General features: G+C 63.6%; 16 protein-coding genes. 7 read left to right on the top strand and 9 right to left on the bottom strand.

Annotated features, from left to right (window positions below):
* The 5 genes from rfbA to BMX43_RS18070 form a co-directional block, all read right to left on the bottom strand.
* Positions 1-882: a glucose-1-phosphate thymidylyltransferase RfbA gene (gene rfbA, locus BMX43_RS18090; protein ID WP_091303555.1), complete on the bottom strand. Its 882-nt coding sequence runs from the start codon at positions 880-882 to the stop codon at positions 1-3.
* Position 883: 1 nt separating this feature from the next.
* Positions 884-1,732, bottom strand: coding sequence for a dTDP-4-dehydrorhamnose reductase (gene rfbD, locus BMX43_RS18085; protein WP_091303554.1), 849 nt, complete (start codon positions 1,730-1,732; stop codon positions 884-886).
* Positions 1,729-2,775, bottom strand: coding sequence for a dTDP-glucose 4,6-dehydratase (rfbB, locus tag BMX43_RS18080; RefSeq protein WP_091303553.1), 1,047 nt, complete (start codon positions 2,773-2,775; stop codon positions 1,729-1,731). Before rfbB ends, rfbD begins: the two co-directional genes overlap by 4 nt.
* Complete coding sequence (rfbC, locus tag BMX43_RS18075) at positions 2,772-3,338, bottom strand: dTDP-4-dehydrorhamnose 3,5-epimerase (protein WP_091303552.1); 567 nt, start codon at positions 3,336-3,338, stop codon at positions 2,772-2,774. The genes rfbB and rfbC overlap by 4 nt, the downstream gene beginning before the upstream one ends.
* Before the next feature lie 72 nt (positions 3,339-3,410).
* Positions 3,411-4,268, bottom strand: coding sequence for an ABC transporter permease (locus tag BMX43_RS18070; RefSeq protein WP_245749532.1), 858 nt, complete (start codon positions 4,266-4,268; stop codon positions 3,411-3,413).
* Positions 4,269-4,541: 273 nt separating this feature from the next.
* On the opposite strand from BMX43_RS18070, the gene BMX43_RS18065 reads away from it, so the two are divergent.
* From BMX43_RS18065 to BMX43_RS18055, 3 genes are read left to right on the top strand one after another with little or no spacing between them, the layout of a single operon-like run.
* A complete protein-coding gene (locus BMX43_RS18065) occupies positions 4,542-5,846 on the top strand; it encodes a KpsE/RkpR family capsule polysaccharide export protein (protein WP_139201622.1) in 1,305 nt (434 codons plus the stop codon).
* Positions 5,847-5,867: 21 nt separating this feature from the next.
* Entirely contained in the window at positions 5,868-6,527 is a 660-nt protein-coding gene (locus BMX43_RS18060) for an ABC transporter ATP-binding protein (RefSeq protein ID WP_091303550.1), read from the top strand.
* A gap of 39 nt (positions 6,528-6,566) precedes the next feature.
* The gene (locus BMX43_RS18055) at positions 6,567-7,904 is read left to right on the top strand and encodes a hypothetical protein (RefSeq protein ID WP_091303549.1); all 1,338 of its coding nucleotides are present in this window, start codon (positions 6,567-6,569) and stop codon (positions 7,902-7,904) included.
* A 31-nt stretch (positions 7,905-7,935) separates the two neighbouring features.
* Here BMX43_RS18055 and BMX43_RS18050 read toward each other — a convergent pair whose 3' ends face one another.
* The 3 genes from BMX43_RS18050 to BMX43_RS18040 form a co-directional block, all read right to left on the bottom strand.
* On the bottom strand, positions 7,936-9,759 hold the full coding sequence (locus BMX43_RS18050; RefSeq protein WP_175482181.1) for a glycosyltransferase family protein: 1,824 nt from the start codon (positions 9,757-9,759) through the stop codon (positions 7,936-7,938).
* Between the two features lie 53 nt (positions 9,760-9,812).
* Positions 9,813-10,937, bottom strand: a complete 1,125-nt coding sequence (locus BMX43_RS18045) for a hypothetical protein (protein ID WP_091303547.1) — start codon at positions 10,935-10,937, stop codon at positions 9,813-9,815.
* A gap of 127 nt (positions 10,938-11,064) precedes the next feature.
* Positions 11,065-12,231, bottom strand: a complete 1,167-nt coding sequence (locus BMX43_RS18040) for a nucleotide sugar dehydrogenase (RefSeq protein ID WP_091303546.1) — start codon at positions 12,229-12,231, stop codon at positions 11,065-11,067.
* 183 nt (positions 12,232-12,414) lie between these two features.
* Here BMX43_RS18040 and galE point away from each other — a divergent pair, with 183 nt between their 5' ends.
* The 3 genes from galE (at position 12,415) to BMX43_RS18025 (ending at position 17,695) form a co-directional block, all read left to right on the top strand.
* Positions 12,415-13,401, top strand: a complete 987-nt coding sequence (gene galE / locus BMX43_RS18035; protein ID WP_091303545.1) for a UDP-glucose 4-epimerase GalE — start codon at positions 12,415-12,417, stop codon at positions 13,399-13,401.
* Between the two features lie 317 nt (positions 13,402-13,718).
* Positions 13,719-13,949: a hypothetical protein gene (locus BMX43_RS18030; protein ID WP_091303544.1), complete on the top strand. Its 231-nt coding sequence runs from the start codon at positions 13,719-13,721 to the stop codon at positions 13,947-13,949.
* 65 nt (positions 13,950-14,014) lie between these two features.
* The gene (locus BMX43_RS18025; protein ID WP_175482180.1) at positions 14,015-17,695 is read left to right on the top strand and encodes a S8 family serine peptidase; all 3,681 of its coding nucleotides are present in this window, start codon (positions 14,015-14,017) and stop codon (positions 17,693-17,695) included.
* A gap of 56 nt (positions 17,696-17,751) precedes the next feature.
* Here BMX43_RS18025 and BMX43_RS18020 read toward each other — a convergent pair whose 3' ends face one another.
* Positions 17,752-18,681 (bottom strand): sulfotransferase, encoded by a 930-nt coding sequence (locus BMX43_RS18020; RefSeq protein WP_175482179.1) that lies wholly within the window; start codon positions 18,679-18,681, stop codon positions 17,752-17,754.
* A gap of 109 nt (positions 18,682-18,790) precedes the next feature.
* Between BMX43_RS18020 and BMX43_RS18015 the strand changes: the two genes are divergently transcribed.
* Positions 18,791-19,053 (top strand): hypothetical protein (locus tag BMX43_RS18015; RefSeq protein WP_139201620.1); only part of this gene is annotated, 263 nt, incomplete at its 3' end.

Below are 19,053 nucleotides of genomic sequence, written 5' to 3'. Positions count from 1 at the left end.
TCAGCGGTGGGCGGGGTCCAGCAGACCCATCAGATAGCTGCCATAGGCGTTCTTGCCGAACAGCCGGGCCCGCGCCGCCAGGTGATCGGCGCTGATCCAGCCCTTGGCAAAGGCGATCTCTTCGGGGCTGCCCACCTGCTGGCCCTGCCGTTCGGTCAGCGTGCGCACGAAGTTTCCGGCATCCAGCAGGCTGGCATGGGTGCCGGTATCCAGCCAGGCAAAGCCGCGGCCCATCTGTTCCACCGACAGCAGCCCTTCGGCCAGATACATTTCCAGCAGCGAGGTGATCTCCAACTCGCCCCGGGGGGAAGGCGTGACGGCGCGGGCCCGGTCCGGCGCGGTGCCGTCGAGGAAATACAGCCCGGTGACGGCATAGGGCGAGGGCGGGTGTGCGGGTTTTTCGATGATCCGGTTCACCCGGCCCGTGTCGTCGAACCCTACTACGCCATAGCGTTCGGGATCGGCCACGCGGTAGCCGAACACCGTGCCGCCACTGGCGCGCGCATCGGCGCGGGCCAGCTGATCGGGCAGGCCATGGCCGAAGAAGATATTGTCGCCCAGCACCATGGCCGAAGGTTCCCCCGCCAGAAAATCGCGGGCCAGCAGATAGGCCTGGGCCAGGCCATCGGGCGAAGGCTGTTCGATATAGCTGAGGTTCAGCCCCCATTGGCTGCCATCGCCCAGCGTGCGGCGGAACTGGTCCTGATCCTGCGGTGTGGTGATCACGGCGATGTCGCGGATACCGGTCAGCATCAGCACCGACAGCGGGTAATAGATCATCGGCTTGTCATAGATCGGCAGCAGTTGTTTCGAGATGCCGATGGTGATCGGGTAAAGCCGCGTGCCCGAGCCGCCTGCCAGAATGATCCCCTTGCGCGCCATGTCAGGCCCCTTTCAACTCGCCAATCACCTCGGCCAGACCGGCCCGCCAGTCTGGGGGCGTAATGCCGAAATCCGTCGCCAATGCGGCACAATCGAGCCGGGAATTCAGCGGCCGCCGCGCCGGGGTGGGGTAGGCCTCGGTCGGGATATCCTCGACCGTGACATCCATCCCGGCTTGCGCAAATGTTTCGCGCGCGAAACAGGACCAGCTTGTTTCGGGCACACCGGCATAGTGATGCGTGCCGCCCGTCGCGCCATCACGCAGGGCCGCGGCCAGCGTCAGCAGCGTGGCGGCGATGCCTTTAGCCGGGGTCGGCCCGCCGATCTGATCAGCGACGACGCGCAGGTGGGACCGCTCGGCGCCCAGACGCAGCATGGTCTTGACGAAATTCGCGCCATGGGCCGAAAATACCCAGGAGGTGCGCAGGATCACATGCCGCGCCCCCGAGGTCCGCACCGCCGCCTCGCCCGCCAGTTTGGTGCGGCCATAGACATTGATCGGCGCTGTCGGGTCTTCGGGCCGCCACGGCGCGGTGCCCGTGCCATCAAAGACATAATCGGTCGAGACATGCAGGAAGGGGATGCCCTGCGCCGCACAGGCCTGCGCCATGCCCCCGGGGCTGTCGCCATTCACCAGCTGCGCGGTTGCTGTATCGCTTTCGGCCCGGTCCACCGCGGTATAGGCGGCGGCATTGATCACCGCCTGCGCGCCGCTGGCTCGTATGGCGGCGGCACAGGCGGCGGGGTTGGTCAGATCGGCGTGATCGCGGCCCAGATAGCGGGCCTCGGGGGCGGCCCGCTGCAATTCGCGCGCCACCTGCCCGGTTTGCCCGAAAACCAGCAGCTTCATGCCTTCACCCCCAGCCGTTCGCCCACGCCCGCCCGCGCCTGCAGGGGGCGCCACCACGCCTCGTTGTCGAGATACCATTGCACCGTGCGCGCCAGCCCTTCCTCGACCGTGACCGAGGGCCGCCAGCCCAGTTCGGCGCGGATGCGCGTGGGGTCGATGGCATAGCGGGCATCATGGCCGGGCCGGTCGGTCACGAAGGTGATCTGATCGGCATAAGGTGTGGCTTTGGGCCGTTTAGAGTCTAATATCGCGCAGATCATGCGCACGAGGTTGATGTTCCGGCGCTCGTTCTCGCCGCCGATATTGTAGCTGCGGCCCAGTTGCCCGCGCTCCAGCACCAGCAGCAACGCTTCGGCGTGGTCTTCGACATAAAGCCAGTCGCGCACGTTTTCGCCCGCGCCGTAAACCGGGATCGGCCTGCCTGCCAGCGCGTTCAGGATCACCACCGGGATCAGCTTTTCGGGGAAATGGTAGGGGCCGTAATTGTTGGAACAATTGGTCAGCACCACCGGCAGGCCGTAGGTTTCCCCCCAGGCGCGCACCAGATGGTCGCTTGCGGCCTTCGAGGCGGAATAGGGGCTGCGCGGGTCATAGGGCGTATCTTCGGTGAACTTGACCGAAGGATCGTTCGGCAGGGAGCCGAACACTTCATCGGTGGAAATATGGTGAAAGCGGAACCCTTCGGGCTTGCCCGCTGCGGCCCAGTAGCTGCGCGCGGCCTCCAGCAGGTTGAAGGTGCCGGTGATGTTGGTTTCGATGAAATCCGCAGGCCCGTCGATCGAGCGATCCACATGGCTTTCGGCGGCCAGATGCATCACCGCATCGGGCTGATGCTGCGCCAAGATCCGGTCCAATGCCGGACGGTCGCGGATATCGGCCTGTTCAAAGGCATAAAGGGCGTTGTCAGAGACGCTTTTCACATTCTCCAGACAGGCGGCATAGGTCAGGCAATCGAGGTTCACCACCTGATGCCCGCGCCCCACCGCCAGCCGCACTACCGCCGAGCCGATGAAGCCCGCGCCCCCGGTGACCAGAATCTTCATGCCGCCCCCCAGACAAACGGATTGGCCAGATCGGCCAGCAGCGGCGCCTTGGCGTCCTTGTCGGACAGCACGGGGGCCAGCCCCCCCAGCCCCCAGTCGATGCCGAGCGCCGGGTCATCCCAGCGGATGCCGCCATCACAGTCGGGTGCGTAGTAATCGCTGCATTTGTAGACGATCTCGGTATCCGCCTCGCGCGTCACGAAGCCATGCGCGAAGCCTGCCGGGATCAGCAATTGCCGCCCGTTTTCCGCCGAAAGCTCCACCCCCACCCAGCGCCCATAGGTCGGCGATCCGGCGCGGATATCCACCGCCACATCCCACAGCCGCCCGTGGCCGCAGCGCACCAGTTTCGCCTGTGCATGGGGGGGCGGCTGGAAATGCAGGCCCCGCACCGTGCCGATGCGGGTGGAAAGCGAGTGGTTGTCCTGCACGAAGTCGATGTCCAACCCGGCCTCGGCCATGCGCTTGCGGTTCCAGCTTTCGGCAAAGAAGCCGCGGGCATCGCCAAAGCGCGCCGGGGTCAGGATCACCACGCCGGGCAGGGCGGTTGTTTCGATCTGCATCTTGCTCTCCCGTAGCTGGGGCTGATGGCAGTTTTGCGCCGATCAGCATGGCAAAGCTATGGCGCTTGCGCGTCATTCGCCGGAGAGAATTTCTCGATAGTAGCGCCCCAGAAGGATGAAGCCGAAGGCGATCATCCCCAGAGCCACGGTGAAGACATAAGTGTAGCTGACGTAATCGGCGGTGTACATTGGGTAGAAGCCATGCCGCATTTCCCCCGTCGCATGGATCAGGGGGTTGTACAGCATCAGTTCCCGCACTGTCGGAGGCATGTCGTCGATCAACATGAAAACCCCGGAGACGATGAACAGCGGCTTCGAGGCGATCGACCAGATCTGTCCCCAGGTCTGGAACAGCCCGATGAGGGCGCAGTTTATGGCGCCGACGCCAAGGCCGATCAGCGCGCTCATCGTCATGGAGGCCAGAATCGGGCCGATCCTGATCACGCTGCCGGTTTCGAACAGCATGATGATGCCGGTCAGCAGGATATAGCTAACCATCAGCGTGGTCAGCGTGTTCAGGATGAAGCGGGCCAGCAGCGCATCCATCCAGGTGACTGCCGGATAGCCCAGAAGTGGCCGGGAGTAGCTGAGGCAGCGCGTAACGCTGGTGGAGACATCCTGATACAGGGAAAACGGCAGGAAGCCCGTGGCGTAGAACAGCAGGAAATTGGTGCCGAGCGGCGGATGCCGGGCGATGACCGAGAACATCACGGCAAGGATGATGATCGCGCCCAGCGGCTCGACCACGGCCCAGACATAGCCGCCCGGCGTCCGACCGAAAGAAGACGACATCTCGCGCAGCATCAGGGCGATGATCGTGCGCAGGGTGGCGAAACGCCGGACGGCCCGGAATACCGGTGCCGCATCCGGCAGGACGGGCGTAGCGAAAGGCTGAGTGTTGTCGGCCTGAGTCATCGGCGGGTTCACCATGCTGGTCTTTTGCGGTGTCATTATGTAGAAGGGGGCAACGGATATCAAATCGGTTGTTGCTGGGGCATGACGTTGAGCGAAAGTGAAAATCTACCCGTGGCACCCGAAGGCGGGGCGTCATCGGGTGATGAGACGCCCGCGTCCCGGCGCGGGCGAGTACTTGGCTTGCGGGCGGCGGGCGGCGGGCGGCGTCTGGGTGGCAACAATGTCTTCGGTCCTCGTGCCCGACGGGCATTGCGTGACAACGAGGTGGAGGACGAGCTGCAGGAGGCCATGCCGGACGGTGAGAATGCGCTGTCGGCGAAAGAGCCGCAGGCCGCTGATGTCGCCGATGTCCAGGAAGCCCAGCCCCTGCCGACGGACCCGGAACCCGAAATCGCTCCGGCGCTGGTGCCCGGCCGTCGTGGCCGGCGGCAACAGGCCGCCACGGTCGTCGAGGTGCATCCCCCCGCCGGGCCCGCGCAGATGCGGCTGCGCCATCGCGGGCTGCTGCTCAGCTTTCTGCTGCTGGTCATCCTGCCCTTCCTGATCTCGGCGGGCTATCTCTGGGGCGTAGCGCAGGATCAATATGCCTCGACCGTGGGGTTCACCGTCCGCCGCGAGGAGGGTGCCACCTCGGCGACCGAACTTCTGGGCGGTCTGGCGCAGATCGGCGCATCCAGTGGGTCATCCGAGACGGATATCCTGTATGAATTCATCCAGAGTCAGGAAATCATTGCCCAGATCGACGAGCGGATCGGGCTGAGTGACATCTACGCCGAACACTGGCCCGCCGATCCGCTGTTCGCGCTCTGGCCTGGTGCCACGATCGAGGATCTGCAGTGGTACTGGGGGAGGGTCGTGCGCATCTCCTATGACGCGGGAACCCATCTGATCGAGCTGAATGTGCTTGCCCCCAATGCCGAAGATGCGCAGCGCATCGCGACCGAGATCGTCGCCGCAAGCCAGCGCATGATCAATGATCTGAACGTGCAGGCGCGTGCCGACACGATGCGCTATGCCAACGAGGATCTGGCCTCCTCCATTGCCCGGCTCAAGGCCGCGCGTGAAGCGCTGAGCCGGTTTCGCACCCGCACCCAGATCGTCGATCCCCAAGCCGATATCCAGGGCCGCATGGGCGTGCTGAACAATCTTCAGCAGCAACTTGCCCAGGCGCTGATCGAAAATGACATCGTGCTGGGCACCACTCAGGATGATGACCCCCGCCGGGAGCAGGCTGCGCGCCGGATTCAGGTGATCCGCGACCGGATCACCGCCGAACGCCAGACCTTCGCCACCTCGGACGACAATGGCACCGTCGGCGAGAACTACCCCGAGCTGCTTGCCGCTTTCGAAGGCTTGGCGGTTGATCTGCAATTTGCCGAGGAAACCTACCGCGCCTCTCTGGCCGCGCTGGACGTGGCGCGCGCCAATGCGTCGCGCCAGACAATGTATCTGGCGCCCTATGTGAAGCCCACCTTGCCGCAGGTCGCGGAGTATCCGCAACGCTTCGTCATGATCGGGCTGATCGGCATGTTCCTCGCGCTGGCGTGGTCGATCATGGCGCTGATCTATTACAGCGTGCGTGACCGGCGTTGAGTCGGTCGGGGTAAGGCCTGCGTGATCCGGTTCGAACATCTCAGCAAGAGCTTCCGGGTGGGTCACTACCACCGCAAGGTGATCGTTGAGGATCTCTGCCTCACCCTGCCTACCGGCAAGTCGCTGGCGCTGATGGGGCGCAACGGGGCGGGCAAATCCACCCTGCTCGAGATGGTCGCGGGCACGATCCGCCCGGACAGCGGGCGCATCGTGACCGATGGCACGATCAGCTGGCCGGTGGGGTTGGGCGGGTCGCTGCACAAGGATCTGACCGGGGCGCAGAACATCCGCTTCATCGCCCGGGTCTACGGGGTGGATACCGAAAGCCTGATCGCCTTCGTCGAGGATTTCGCCGAGCTGGGGCCACATTTCCACATGCCGGTGCGCAGCTATTCCTCGGGCATGCGCTCGCGTCTGGCCTTTGGCGCCTCAATGGGCATCCGCTTCGACACCTATCTGGTGGACGAGACCACGGCCGTCGGCGATGCGAGCTTTCGCCGCAAGAGTAGCGCGGTGTTCCGGGAACGCATGAAACAGTCGAGCGCGATCTTCGTCAGCCACGATCTGACGCAGCTGCGCGAATATTGTGATGCCGCCATCCTGCTAGAAAAGGGTCATCTGACCTATTTCGATGATCTCGACGAGGCGATCGAGGTGTATCAGGCGCTGATGGTGCGATGAGGGGCCGCATCACATGAATTTTGCAAACAGGGTTGAGAGATGTCCGCCAGTTCCAGACCGTCAAAGCTGATCTTCCATATCGGCCATCACAAGACCGGCTCCACCTCGATCCAGGAGGCGTTTGCCACCGGGCGGGTGCAGGTGGCGGGGGCAAAGATCCTCTATCCCGGCCAGATGAGCCACAATTACCTGCCCCGCCATTTCGAGGCCTATGCCAAAAGCGGGGAGACCCTGAAGGGCGCCCCCGGTCGGCCGGGTCTGGCCGAGATCGCGGCGCGGCTGCAGGCGGGCGGCTTCGATTACGCCGTGCTGTCGGGCGAGGAGTTCGAGCGGATGGCGCCGGACAGTTTCGCGGCGGTGCTGCGCGCGACGCTGTTGCCGCAGGTCGATGAGGCTTCGGTGATCTGCTATGTGCGCCCCCATGCCGCGCGCCTGCTGTCCAGCTATGCCGAACAGGTGAAACTGGGGGTGTTTTCCGATGGGCTGGCGGCGTTCCAGACCCGGCAGATCGCCAATGGACGGCTGCTTTACGCGCCGCAGATGGCGGCCTGGACCGCCGCTTTCGGCCCGCAGTTTCAGGCGCGCCCCATGGTGCGCGATCTGATGGAAGCGGGGTCGGTCGTGCAGGATTTCGCCCGTCTGGCCTTTGGGCCGCAGGCGCAGATCACCGTGCGCGACGGCGGGTCGGCGAATGAATCGCTCTGCCTGGAGGATCTGGTGATGCTGCGGCATATCCAGGCCCATCTGAAGGCCCATGCCCGCCCGCTGCGCCATGCCATGGGTTGGACGCTGGCTATGGCGCTGGCGCAGAGCCGGCGCAGCGGGGCGGGCACGAAGCTTGCGCTGCCGCGCGGTCTGGCCGAAGGGGCGCGACAGGCCTATCTGGAGGATGCCCGCGCGCTGGATGCCGGGATCTTTGCTTCGACCCCGGTGATGGAGCGCGAGCTGGACCGCGCGGTGGATCTGGCGGTGTCAGAGCCGCAATCCATGGAGCCTGCCGACCATTTCTCGCCCGAAGAGCTGCGCCATGTCTCGATCCTGGCCGAGCTTCTGGCCGATATGCTGCACAAGGACAGCGATGGCTGGCGCAGCTTCATGCTGGAGCGCCGCGTCTCGGGCGTGCTGGGGGCGGACGGGATGCCCGTCGCACCGCGCCGTAAGGGCGGGAAGAAGGGCGCGAAACGGGCTGGCGCCGGGCCGAAGGCCGGAAGGAAAGCGGGCCTGAAGCGCGCCGGGGCGCAGGCGGCCAGTGTTCAGGCGGGCGCTGTTCAGACTGCGGAGGGCAAGCCGGGGGGCCGCAAGGCCGGGGGTGGCAAGGCGGGCAAGGGCAAGAAAGCGGTTGGCGGCAAGCGCCGCCTGAAGGCCGCCGAAGCCTGAGGCGCCGCGCTGCCGGGAAAACCGGCAGCGCCTATTCTGCGGCCTGCTGCGCCTGCGGTTCCAGATCGAGCCGCTTTTCCCAGAAGCCGGTGGTCGCCAGATCCTCATAGCCTTTGCGCCATGCCGCCTTGATCTGCGGATAGTGCCGCAGGAAGGTCAGCGCATTGCGCAGGAAGCGCCAGCCCTCGCGCAGGGCGGCCCGCTTGGAATGGCGCACGGTGAAATACTGGCCCGACGTGTTGAGATAGGTGATCTCGGCCGCGCCCCAGGTCTCGCGGATATGGCCACGCTGATCGGCCTGCAGCACCAGCCGGTTGCCATAGCTGCGGAAGAACGGCAGCAGATGGCCGTTTATGGAGATCTTCATCAGCAGGCGGGTCCGGTGGTCGTGTGGGTTGAAGCGGTAGCGGGCGACCGGGGCAGGGCCGGTCAGTTTCTTCCACATCTCATCCTTGCGCAGCTTGCCGATCTCGGCCCGACGCTGTGCCATATCGGCGTTCTCGGCAAAGAAGGCCGGGCCGCGCAGCACATCCTCGAAAGCGAGGTTCTGCGCCATGATCGTCTCGTATTGGCATTGCAGCAGGCTACGCAGGAAGAAGAACACCGGAATTTTCAGCGTGCCCCTGGTGCCCAGATCCATCGCGGGCAGGGCCAGATGGTGCACCATATGGCTGCGCAGGTCGAGATAGACCGTCAGCGGCGATTCCTTGGCCGAAAAATCCTCGTCCTGGCTGGAGACGACGCCGGGCAGGGTGACGATGTTGAAATCATTGGCCAGCGAAAAGCTGACATCATCGCCCCGCACGAAGAACGGGAAGGGGCGGTGGGCGGCATGGGCGATCGGGAAGGCAAAGAACCACCAGCCGCCATAGAAATTCGGCGCGGTGCGGGCGGTGGACCGATATTCCATCTGCATGGACTGGCCGGCGTCGCGCAGGTCGGTGCCCATGTATTGCGGCTGGCAGAACTGGTTGAACAGCGCGCCGTTTTCCCAGATCGCCCAGCGGTGACGTGACGACAGCAGCCCCCCCGCCACCGCGGTGGCCGGATCGGTGGCATAGGCGAGGAAGGCCCAGGTCCGCTCGATCGCGGGCATGTGGATCGAGGCATCGTCATCCATGAACAGGCAATGCGTGGCACCGCGCCGCTCGGCCTCGATCAGGCCGCGGGCAAAGCCCCCCGAGCCGCCGAGGTTTTCGTTGAGCACGGGTGTCACATGGGCAGAGGGTTCGATGCCCGCGCTCTGGCCGTTATCGACCACCAGCAGATGCAGCCAGGGCGCCAGCGGGGTCTGCGCCATGAAGGCTTCAAACCGCGCCACGCTGACGCGCACCGCCGCCTCGCGCTTGAAGGTGGTGATCGAGGCGGCGAGCCGGGGCAGGCGCTGTGGCGCCTGGGCCGAGATCCAGGAGGCATTCCACAGCCGCCCGCCATCCTCCAGCGCGCGCAGCGAGAAGAAACAGACGCAGTTCAGATCGGTGCGCGCGAAATGCGACAGGTCAGCCTCGACCGGCACGCCCTGTTCCAGCGTGACGATGCGGTTGACCAGCCGTTCCCAGGACCGCCCGTCAATGGCCTGGAACACCACCAGCTCGAACCGGCCCGCGCCTTCCAGCACCAGCCGCAGATCCTCCAGCGCGCAATGGCGCTGCCATTTGCCGAGGTTGAACATGTTGAAGGCAGTGTTGAATTCGGCCACGCCGCCTTCCTCGAGCCAGATCTCGTTGGGCTGATCCGACCAGACGGCATCGCCATGCAGGCGCATATAGACATCGCGCTCGGTCGAGATGCCATGCTCCGGCCAGAGCAGGGATTGCAGCGTGATCGTGCGCGGCGGGGGGACATCAGCGAACATGGGGGCTCCGGGGCAGGGGGGCGTGGCGCAAGGCATCGGGCGGGCGGGCCCGCTCAGGGCAGCGGCGCCCCGCGATGCGTGTCGCACATCAGGGTCACGAAGCGGCGCGCCTCGTCGCTGGACAGGGCGGCAAGGTGATCGGGGGTGATCTGGTCCAGCACCTGACGCAGCGCCTCGGAGTCCGAAACCGGCTTGCAGACGGCCATTTCTTCCAGATCGGTGAAGAAGGCGGTCCGTCCGGTCAACGCCGTCAGCCAGGCATGGATCGGGCGGAAATAGTCCAGCAGCTGCGCGCGGGCCGCAGGGCCGAAGAACTCCACCTCGCGCGTGCCGGGCAGATCCAGCCCCTCGGTCAGATCGGCCATCTCATGTGCCAGCGCTTGGGCGGCGGGTTTGGGCAGCACGCGGTTGGCCTCGCGCAAGAGCGGGATCAGCGCGGCGGGCTGGCTGACATTCATGGTCGGCGCTTCCAGCAGATTCTCGGGGAAGCTGATGCCGGAATGTTTGACGAAATGCTGGATCGAGCCGCCATCGGCGATGGTTTCGCGGTAGGGGTTGATCAGGAAGGTCGCATCGGGGATGCGCTTCAGCCAGGGTTCCACTACGCCGCGGTAATCGACATGCAGATTGCCGAATTTGATGCCCTCTGCCGGATCGGACAGTGGCGCGGGCGCTTGCCCGAAGCGGATCTGCTGGCCATGCCAGGAGACGAGCTGTTCGTCCGGCCGGCGCAAGGTGCAGTAGAGCTTGAAGTCGGCCTGTTCCGTCGGCTTGCGCAGCTGTGTGATGAGCTGCGGGGCGGCGATGCCGAAATGCGACATGACCTCGGAACACAGCACCACGGCCTCGGGCATCAGCGCTTCCATCTGGTTGCGCAGGGCGATCAGCATCTGTTTGGAATGTGGCAGTTCGCGGTGATAGGGCGGCACTTTCCAGTGCGGGATCGCATCCGCCAACATGCGGAAGGCCAGCGCATTATGCGCCTCGCGGATGTTGATCGGCAGCACACCTTCCATGTCGCCGGTCAGCCCCTTCATCACCGCAGTCGTCGCGCCCTGGCTTTCGACCCAGGGGTAGAGGATACCCGCCTGCAACAAGGCGTGGGAGTTCTGGGACAGGAAGACCTGAAGCGAGGTGGTTCCGGTTTTATGGTGCCCGATATGGCAGACGAGTTTCATGTGCAGCGCGGTCCTGGCTTGGTCTTTTCTGTCTCATCCGGCGGCTCGGCGCGGGTGACGCGCTGTTCTAACCGCTCTGTCCGTCACGGTGAAGGAAAAAGGGGTCGCGTCCTGTCCTGCGCGTTGCTCAGTCACCGCCGAACAGGTCGCGGGTGAAGACCTTTTCGGCCACATCGGCCAGATCCGGCGCCATCCGGTTGGCGACGATCACGTCGCAGCCCGCCTTGAAGGCGGCCAGATCGCGTTCGACCGGCGAGTTGAAGAAATGGCTGTCGGGCAGTTGCGGTTCATACACGATGACCTCGACCCCCTTGGCCTTCACCCGCTTCATGATCCCCTGGATCGAGCTGTCGCGGAAATTGTCGGACCCGGCTTTCATCACCAGCCGGTAGATGCCCACGCGGCGCGGTTTGCGCAGCAGGATGCTGTCGGCGATGAAATCCTTGCGGGTGGAGTTCGCTTCCACCACGGCGCGGATCAGGTTCTGCGGCACGGCGTCGTAATTGGCCAGAAGCTGCTTGGTATCCTTGGGCAGGCAATAGCCGCCATAGCCGAAGGACGGGTTGTTGTAATGCCGCCCGATGCGCGGATCGAGGCTGACCCCGTCGATGATCTGGCGGCTGTCGAGGCCAAGTGCTAGGGCATAGCTGTCCAGCTCATTGAAATAGGCCACGCGCAGCGCGAGATAGGTATTGGCGAACAGCTTGATTGCCTCGGCCTCCTGCGCGCCGCACAGCAGCACCGGCACATCCGCATCCAGCGCGCCCTCGCGCAGCAGAGTGGCGAAGGTTTCGGCTTCGGGCGTGGTGGCGCCGACCACGATGCGCGACGGGTGCAGGTTGTCGTAAAGCGCGCGGCCCTCGCGCAGGAATTCCGGCGAGAACAGGATCCTGTCAGTGCCCAGCCGGGCGTTCAGCGCGGCGGTGAAGCCGACCGGGACGGTAGATTTGATGATGATGGTGGCCTGGGGCGCGTATTTCAGCGCGGCTTCGGCCACCAGCTCGACCGAGGCGGTATCGAAACGATTGGTCGTCGCATCATAAGAGGTTGGCGTGGCGATCACCACGAACGCGGCCCCGGCCATGGCTTCGGCCGGATCGGTGGTTGCGGTCAGATCCAGCGTCCTGGTGGTCAGGAACTCTTCGATCTCGCGATCCTGGATCGGGGATTTGCGGGCATTGAGCATCGCTGCCCGCGCCGCGTTCACATCCATCGCCATGACCTTGTGTCGCTGGGCAAGAAGGACCGAGATCGAAAGGCCGACATAGCCAATACCCGCGACAGCAATCTTCATGGACGCCCCAATGCCTGATGCAGAACACCCATCTGCTTAGTGTTTCGGCGGTGCAGCGTAAAGCGGTCTGCTGCCGTCCTGACAAGAGTGGCGGTTTTCTGCAACGCTCTCTCGGCACGGTCATTGCATTGTGCATGGGCGGCGCGTCATAGAAAGGCATCGGATTTCAAGGCAGGATTCAGGATGGCGCAGACAGTTCTGGTGACGGGCGGCGCGGGTTATATCGGGGCCCATGCCTGCAAGGTGCTCAAGGCGGCGGGCTTTACCCCGGTGACCTTCGACAATCTCAACACCGGCTGGGAAGAGGCGGTGAAATACGGCCCCTTCTTCAAGGGCGACCTGATGAACCGCGCCGATGTCGATGCGGCTTTCGCGCAATACAGGCCCGTGGCCGTGCTGCATTTCGCGGCGCTTTCCCTCGTCGGCGAAAGCATGAAAGACCCCGGAAAATACTGGCGGGTGAACGTGATGGGCGCGCTGAACCTGATCGAGGGCGCGATTGCCGCGGGCTGCCTGAACTTCGTCTTTTCCTCGACCTGCGCCACTTACGGCGATCAGGACGGCGTGCTGCTGGACGAGACTTCGGTGCAGATGCCGATCAACTCCTATGGCGCCTCCAAGCGCGCCATTGAGGACATGCTGAACAATTTCGCCGAAAGCCACGGGCTGAACCGGGTGATCTTCCGCTATTTCAACGTGGCGGGCTGCGACCCCGAGGGCGAGATCGGCGAACAGCATGTGCCCGAAACCCATCTGATCCCGCTGATGCTGGAGGCGGTGGCGGGTAAGCGCCCGGCGCTGACGGTGTTCGGCACCGATTATCCGACGCGCGATGGCACCTGCGTGCGCGATTATGTCCATGTGATGGATCTGGTCGATGCCCATGTGCTGGGGCTGCAATGGCTGCTGGAGGGCAAGGGCAACCGGGTGTTCAATCTGGGCACCGGCACGGGCTTCACCGTGCATGAGGTGATCGACGCCTCGCGCACCGTCACCAACCGCGAGGTGCCGATCACGCTGGGCGACCGGCGCGCGGGCGATGCCGTGGCGCTGGTGTCAGGCTCGGCCCGGGCGATCGAGGAGCTGGGCTGGCAGCCGAAACGGTCGAACCTGCGCGACATGATCGGCGATGCCTGGGTCTGGGCGCAGCAACCCGGCTTCAGCAAGTAGACAGCCCCAGTCAGGTGGCGGTCGGCGCCCTTGCCGGGTACCTGGATGCATTTAGAATTGGACGCGCAGGCCGAATTCGGCCAGAATGCGCGGACTAGACTTGCCTGCTTTCATTCTCCCGTTTCTAGCCGTGTCTTTTTGCATTCAGTCGGGTGTCCGCCATGCTTGCCGGTCCGAGTTCACGCCCTGACAGTTTCAGGCCATTGGGCTGCGTCGGTGGTGGTCTGGCCTTTGGCCTTCTTGTCTGCATTCCCCTTCTGTCCGGAGGCGTGGGTTCTCCCGTCTCTGCCGAAACCATGCCCGCAGGGGATGCCGCAATGACGGATCTGCAGGAAATCAGCGGTTTCTATCTGGGCCGCGGTGTCGAGTGTCCCCAGTTGCGCCTGCATGACGGCGAACAGATTAGTCTCGAGGGCGGCGATTTTTCGACTGTCGTCCCCGGTGACCTTGTGACGCTGACGGGCAACTTCATCATGGTCTCCACCTGCATGCAAGGCCGGGCCTTCCTCGTTGCGGGGATTTCCGAAACAGCCCCGCCCGGAAACTGATCCTCTGCCGGGCTATGTCTGGCCCGGCTGTCTGCCATTTGCCAGAACCAGAACAGGGAACAGCCATGACAACCCCCAGCGATCCGCTCTTCACCAGCCAATGGCATTTCGCGCTTCTTGGCGACATCCAGACCATCTGGGACGAATATACCGGAGACGGCGTACATGTCGGCGTCTATGACTCGGGGGTCGATCTGACCCACGAAGATCTGGCGGCGAATTACGATGCCTCCCGCCATGTCGTGGACGGGTCGCTGAACCCGATCATCGGCAATGCGACCGGCCCGCACGGCACTTCAGTTGCCGGCCTGATTGGCGCCGACAACAATGGCGTGGGCGGCGTGGGCGTAGCCTTCGACAGTTCGATCACCAGTGTGAACATCTTCGATTCCGCCCGCTACGGCTATGTTAACGCAGCCGACATCAACCCCTTCCTCGATGTGGTGGGGCAGGCGGCCAGCCGGTTCGACATCAGTTCGAACAGCTGGGGGGCGACACCGAATTTCTCGGGCTCCCAGAACCTGAACAGCGGCGGTTTCGCCGATCAGCTGGATGTCGTCTATGGCACGCTGTCTGCCACCGGACGGGGCGGCCTAGGCACGATCATCACTCAGGCGTCGGGCAATGACAATCGCGATGCCAACGGCGACGGGGTGAACGCCTCGCGCTTCACCATCACGGTGGCGGCAACGGAACAGACCGGGATCGCTGCCAGCTATTCGAATTTCGGCGCCTCGATCCTGATTGCTGCCCCGGCAGCGGCGGTCACCACCGATCTCACTGGTGCCCCTGGCTATGACGCGGGCAACTACACCAGCACCTTCAACGGCACCTCGGCGGCGACCCCGGTCGTATCGGGGGTGATCGCCCTCATGCTGGAGGCCAATCCGAATCTCGGCTGGCGCGACGTGCAGAACATCCTGGCCAATTCGGCCAGCCTGACCGGTGCGTCTTTCAATGCGGTTGCGCCGAATGCGACCGAAGAGGGGTTGTGGCAGGTCAATCACAGCGGAACCTGGAACGGCGGCGGCAACCACATCCACACCAATTACGGCTTCGGCATGCTGAATGCCTATAATGCCACCCGCATGGCCGAAGTCTGGCATCTGTTCGATGAGGCCCAGACCAGCGTGAACGAGGCGACCGCGACCAGCTTCAACGATTTCGCCGATGTCGCCCTGCCCGACAACAATGCCACGGGCTTTACCACCACCTTCACCGTCGGCGACAATATCGAACTGGATCATGTGCAGCTTTCGCTGGATCTGCAAACCACCTTCATCGGCGACCTGCGCATCACCCTGACCTCGGCCGAGGGCACAGTGATCACCGTGGCACGGGGCAACACCAGCCCCGGCACCGACATCAACGGGACCTGGAGCTGGGGGCTCGATCAGTTGCGCGGCGAACTGTCGGCTGGCACTTGGACCCTGCAGGTGGCCGACATCGCCGCCATCGACCTGACAACGCTGCGTTCGGCCCGGCTGGATTTCTTCGGCTCAACCGCAGATGCCGATGATGTCTATCACTTCACCGACGAATACCTGACCATGCTGGGTTTCGATGCCGCGCGGGCCACGATTTCCGACAGCAATGGCGGCACCGACTGGCTGGACCTTGCGGCGGTGCGCGGCGGCATCAACCTGAACATGGCCACCGGATCGACCTTCACCGTGGCCGGGGTCAACTGGGCAGCGCTGTCCGGGACGTTCGAAAATGCGGTCGCGGGCGACGGCAATGACACGCTGACCGGCAACAGCGGGGTCAATATCCTGCATGGCATGCGCGGCGATGACATTCTCGATGGTGGCGGCAGCAAGGACAGCAGCTATGGCGGGGCGGGCAATGACAGGTTCCGCGTCACGGGCAACAGTTTCGGCGACAATGTCTATGGTGGCATCGGAAATGACACGCTGGATCTGACCGATCCGATCGCCACCGATGCCTTTGAACTCGACATGCTGCTGAACAACTATCACTACGTCGGCAGCCCCTTCGGCGCGAACGGACAATATGACCTGTTCGGGGTAGAGAATGTCATCGGCTCCAAGCTCAACGATATCCTGCGCGCCGATGGCAATGCCAACGCGCTGTCGGGGGCCGAGGGCCATGACAGCCTGGCCGGGCGGATCGGGGCCGATACGCTGTATGGCGGCACCGGCAATGACACGCTCTATGGCGGTGAGGGTGGCGATCATATGGAGGGCGGCGAGGGCGACGACCTTTATGAAGTCAACGATTCCGGTGATACGATCGTCGAGGGGGCCCTGCCGACCAGCGGCATCGACCGGGTGGTCTTCGCGATCAACCATACGCTGTCGGCCAATGTCGAGAACATGACGGCGCTCGGGGCGGCCAATATCAACGGCACCGGCAATGGGCTGAACAACATCATCACCGGCAATATCGGGAATAACTTCCTGCAGGGGCTGATCGGCGCTGATACCCTCAACGGCGGTGCGGGCAATGACACGCTTTATGGCGGGCAGGGTGGCGATTCCATGACGGGCGGCGCCGGGAATGATGTCTACGCCTATGACGATGCGGGCGATATAATTGTCGAGGGTGTTGGGCCGGACATTGATCTGGTCTATTTCGGCATCAACTGCACGCTGACGGCCAATGTCGAGAACATGACCGGCCTTGGCGCGCTCAACATCAACGGCACCGGCAACGGGCTGAACAATGTCATCATCGGCACCACCGGCACCAACGTCCTGCTGGGCCTGATCGGGGCCGATACCATCAAGGGCGCCGCCGGAAATGATACGCTCTATGGTGGCCAAGGCGCCGACAGCATGGAGGGCGGCAGCGGGAACGACACCTATGATTACGACAATGTGGGCGATGTCATCACCGAAGCCTTCGTCGCCCCGGGCCTCAGCATCGACCGGGTGTTCTTCTCGATCAGCTATACGCTGTCGGCCAATGTCGAAAACATGATCGCGCTCGGGGCGGCCAATATCAACGGCACCGGCAATGGGCTGAGCAATGTCATCACCGGCAATACCGGCAACAACCTGCTGCAGGGGCTGGTCGGGGCCGATACCCTCAACGGCGGTGCCGGAAATGATACGCTCTATGGCGGTCAGGGCGCCGACAGTATGACCGGCGGCGGCGGGAGCGACACCTATGATTACGACAATGTGGGCGATGTCATCACCGAGGCCTTCGTCGCGCCCGGCCTCAGCACCGATCAGGTGTTCTTCTCGATCAGCCATACGCTGTCGGCCAATGTCGAGAACATGACCGCGACCGGCTTCGCCAATATCAACGGCACAGGCAACGGGCTGGGCAATGTCATCACCGGCAATACCGGCAACAACCTGCTGCAGGGGCTGGGCGGCAATGACACGGTGAATGGCGGCGGCGGCAGCGATACCCTGAATGGCGGCCTGCAGAACGACACGCTGGACGGCGGGGCCGGGGCGGATTTCTTCGAATTCAACGCCGCGCTCGGCTCCGCCAATGCGGATACGATCCTCAACTACAGTGTTGCGGATGATACGTTCCGCATCGACAATGCGGTCTTCGCCGGGCTGGCGCTGGGGGGGCTGAATTTCGCAGCCTTTGCCGCGAACCTGACCGGGCAGGCAACCGACGCTTCCCATCACATCATCTACGAGACCGACACCGGAAAGCTGTTCTTCGACGTCGACGGTCTGGGAGGCGCCGCCGGGGTCCTGTTCGCTACGATCAGCCCGAACCTTGGTGGGCTGAGCAATACCGATTTCTTTGTGTTCTGAGCAGAGATGCTTGTCGCAGGCAGGGGCGCTACGGCGCCCCTGCCAAGCTGCCTTGATCAAACTGCAAGATCATAACCAAGCCTTCCGCACAGCAGCGGCAAGCTTGGGCTTTCGGCGATTTCCCGGGCCAAAGCTTCGGGGATGGCCCGGCGTATGCGGGGGGCCAGTTGGTTGCCACTGCGCCCACTGTCGCCTGTCAGCCTAATGCTGGGAAACAGATCCAGTGCCGCCGGATCATGGGGCAGTGCAAGAATGGTGCACATATCGGCCAGCACCGCGACGGGATCGGCGAGAAGGTCCTCGTAGCGGATTACAGGGACATCTCTGTGACGGTCCATGAAGCGCATGTATCGTTGTGCGTATTCTTCAAGTGTCGCGGGGCAGAAATGTCGGTGCCAGTCATGGCCGACAAGTGACAGGTATGAATCGACCGGATCCCGGACCGTGACCAGTGAGCGCAGCGCGAAATGCGGTTGAAGCATGTCCAGCAGTGTTGCGCGTTTCTGGTCATCCTGTGTCGTACAAAACTGTGAGTGCGCGTGATCTCGCAAGATGAGCCTCTGACCGACATGCGCCAGCCGCTCTTTCATTCTGACGAGGCCACCCAGAAAAACATCCACGAGCACCGCCTCTTCGACCGAACGCGAGGATTGGCGCAGATTGAGAACCAGGTCTGTCGGCGCAAAAAGTGGCTTGTCCGGCCAGAAATTCATTGTGCTTAGCGGGTCGATCTCGCTCAGCAGGACAGCATTGGGCAGCGCGCCCAGAAGCTTGCATATCACCGTACCACCGGTGCAGGCGAAGTGATGCACCGTTCGCAGTGGTTCCGGTTCGGTGGGTACCGTCAAGGCAAGACATTGCTCGAGCAGGCTCGGTAACGGATCGGCAATCGAGGGGGTCGGTGTGGTGTCCGAATATTCTGACAGAAGAGAGAGGGCCGTTTCGACCGTTTCAAGTAGTACCCTGGTCTGATGATCGTCATTCATGTCCGCGATCCTGTCAGCGTTTGGTCTTCTTCGTTTTCCCGGTTCTACCCTGTGATGTCTGTGCCGCAGGCAGAGCGCCGACATTAGGCCCAAGGGGGGGCGACATGATATGAAGTTGCAACTGGCTCGCGGCCTCCTGCAGCTTTGGTGTCAGCTTGCGCAGAAGCTCTTCCTGTTTCGTGCAGCGGGCACGCAGAACTGCGTGCTGTTCCTGCAGATTGCGCAGATCGCCAAGCGCCAGCATCTGGGCCCGCATCGCGAGGGCGACATCCGCTCGGGCCTGTTCCGCATTGGTCTGCTGGGCGCGTTGGGATGCCGCGAGAGCCGCTTCGAGTTTGACGATCCTGTCGGCGCGTTCCCCGAGCTGCTGCT

Origin of the sequence: Gemmobacter aquatilis, from assembly GCF_900110025.1 — a bacterium.
In the GTDB taxonomy this organism is placed as follows: Bacteria; Pseudomonadota; Alphaproteobacteria; order Rhodobacterales; family Rhodobacteraceae; genus Gemmobacter; species Gemmobacter aquatilis.
This window is presented reverse-complemented; position numbering and strand designations above follow the sequence as displayed.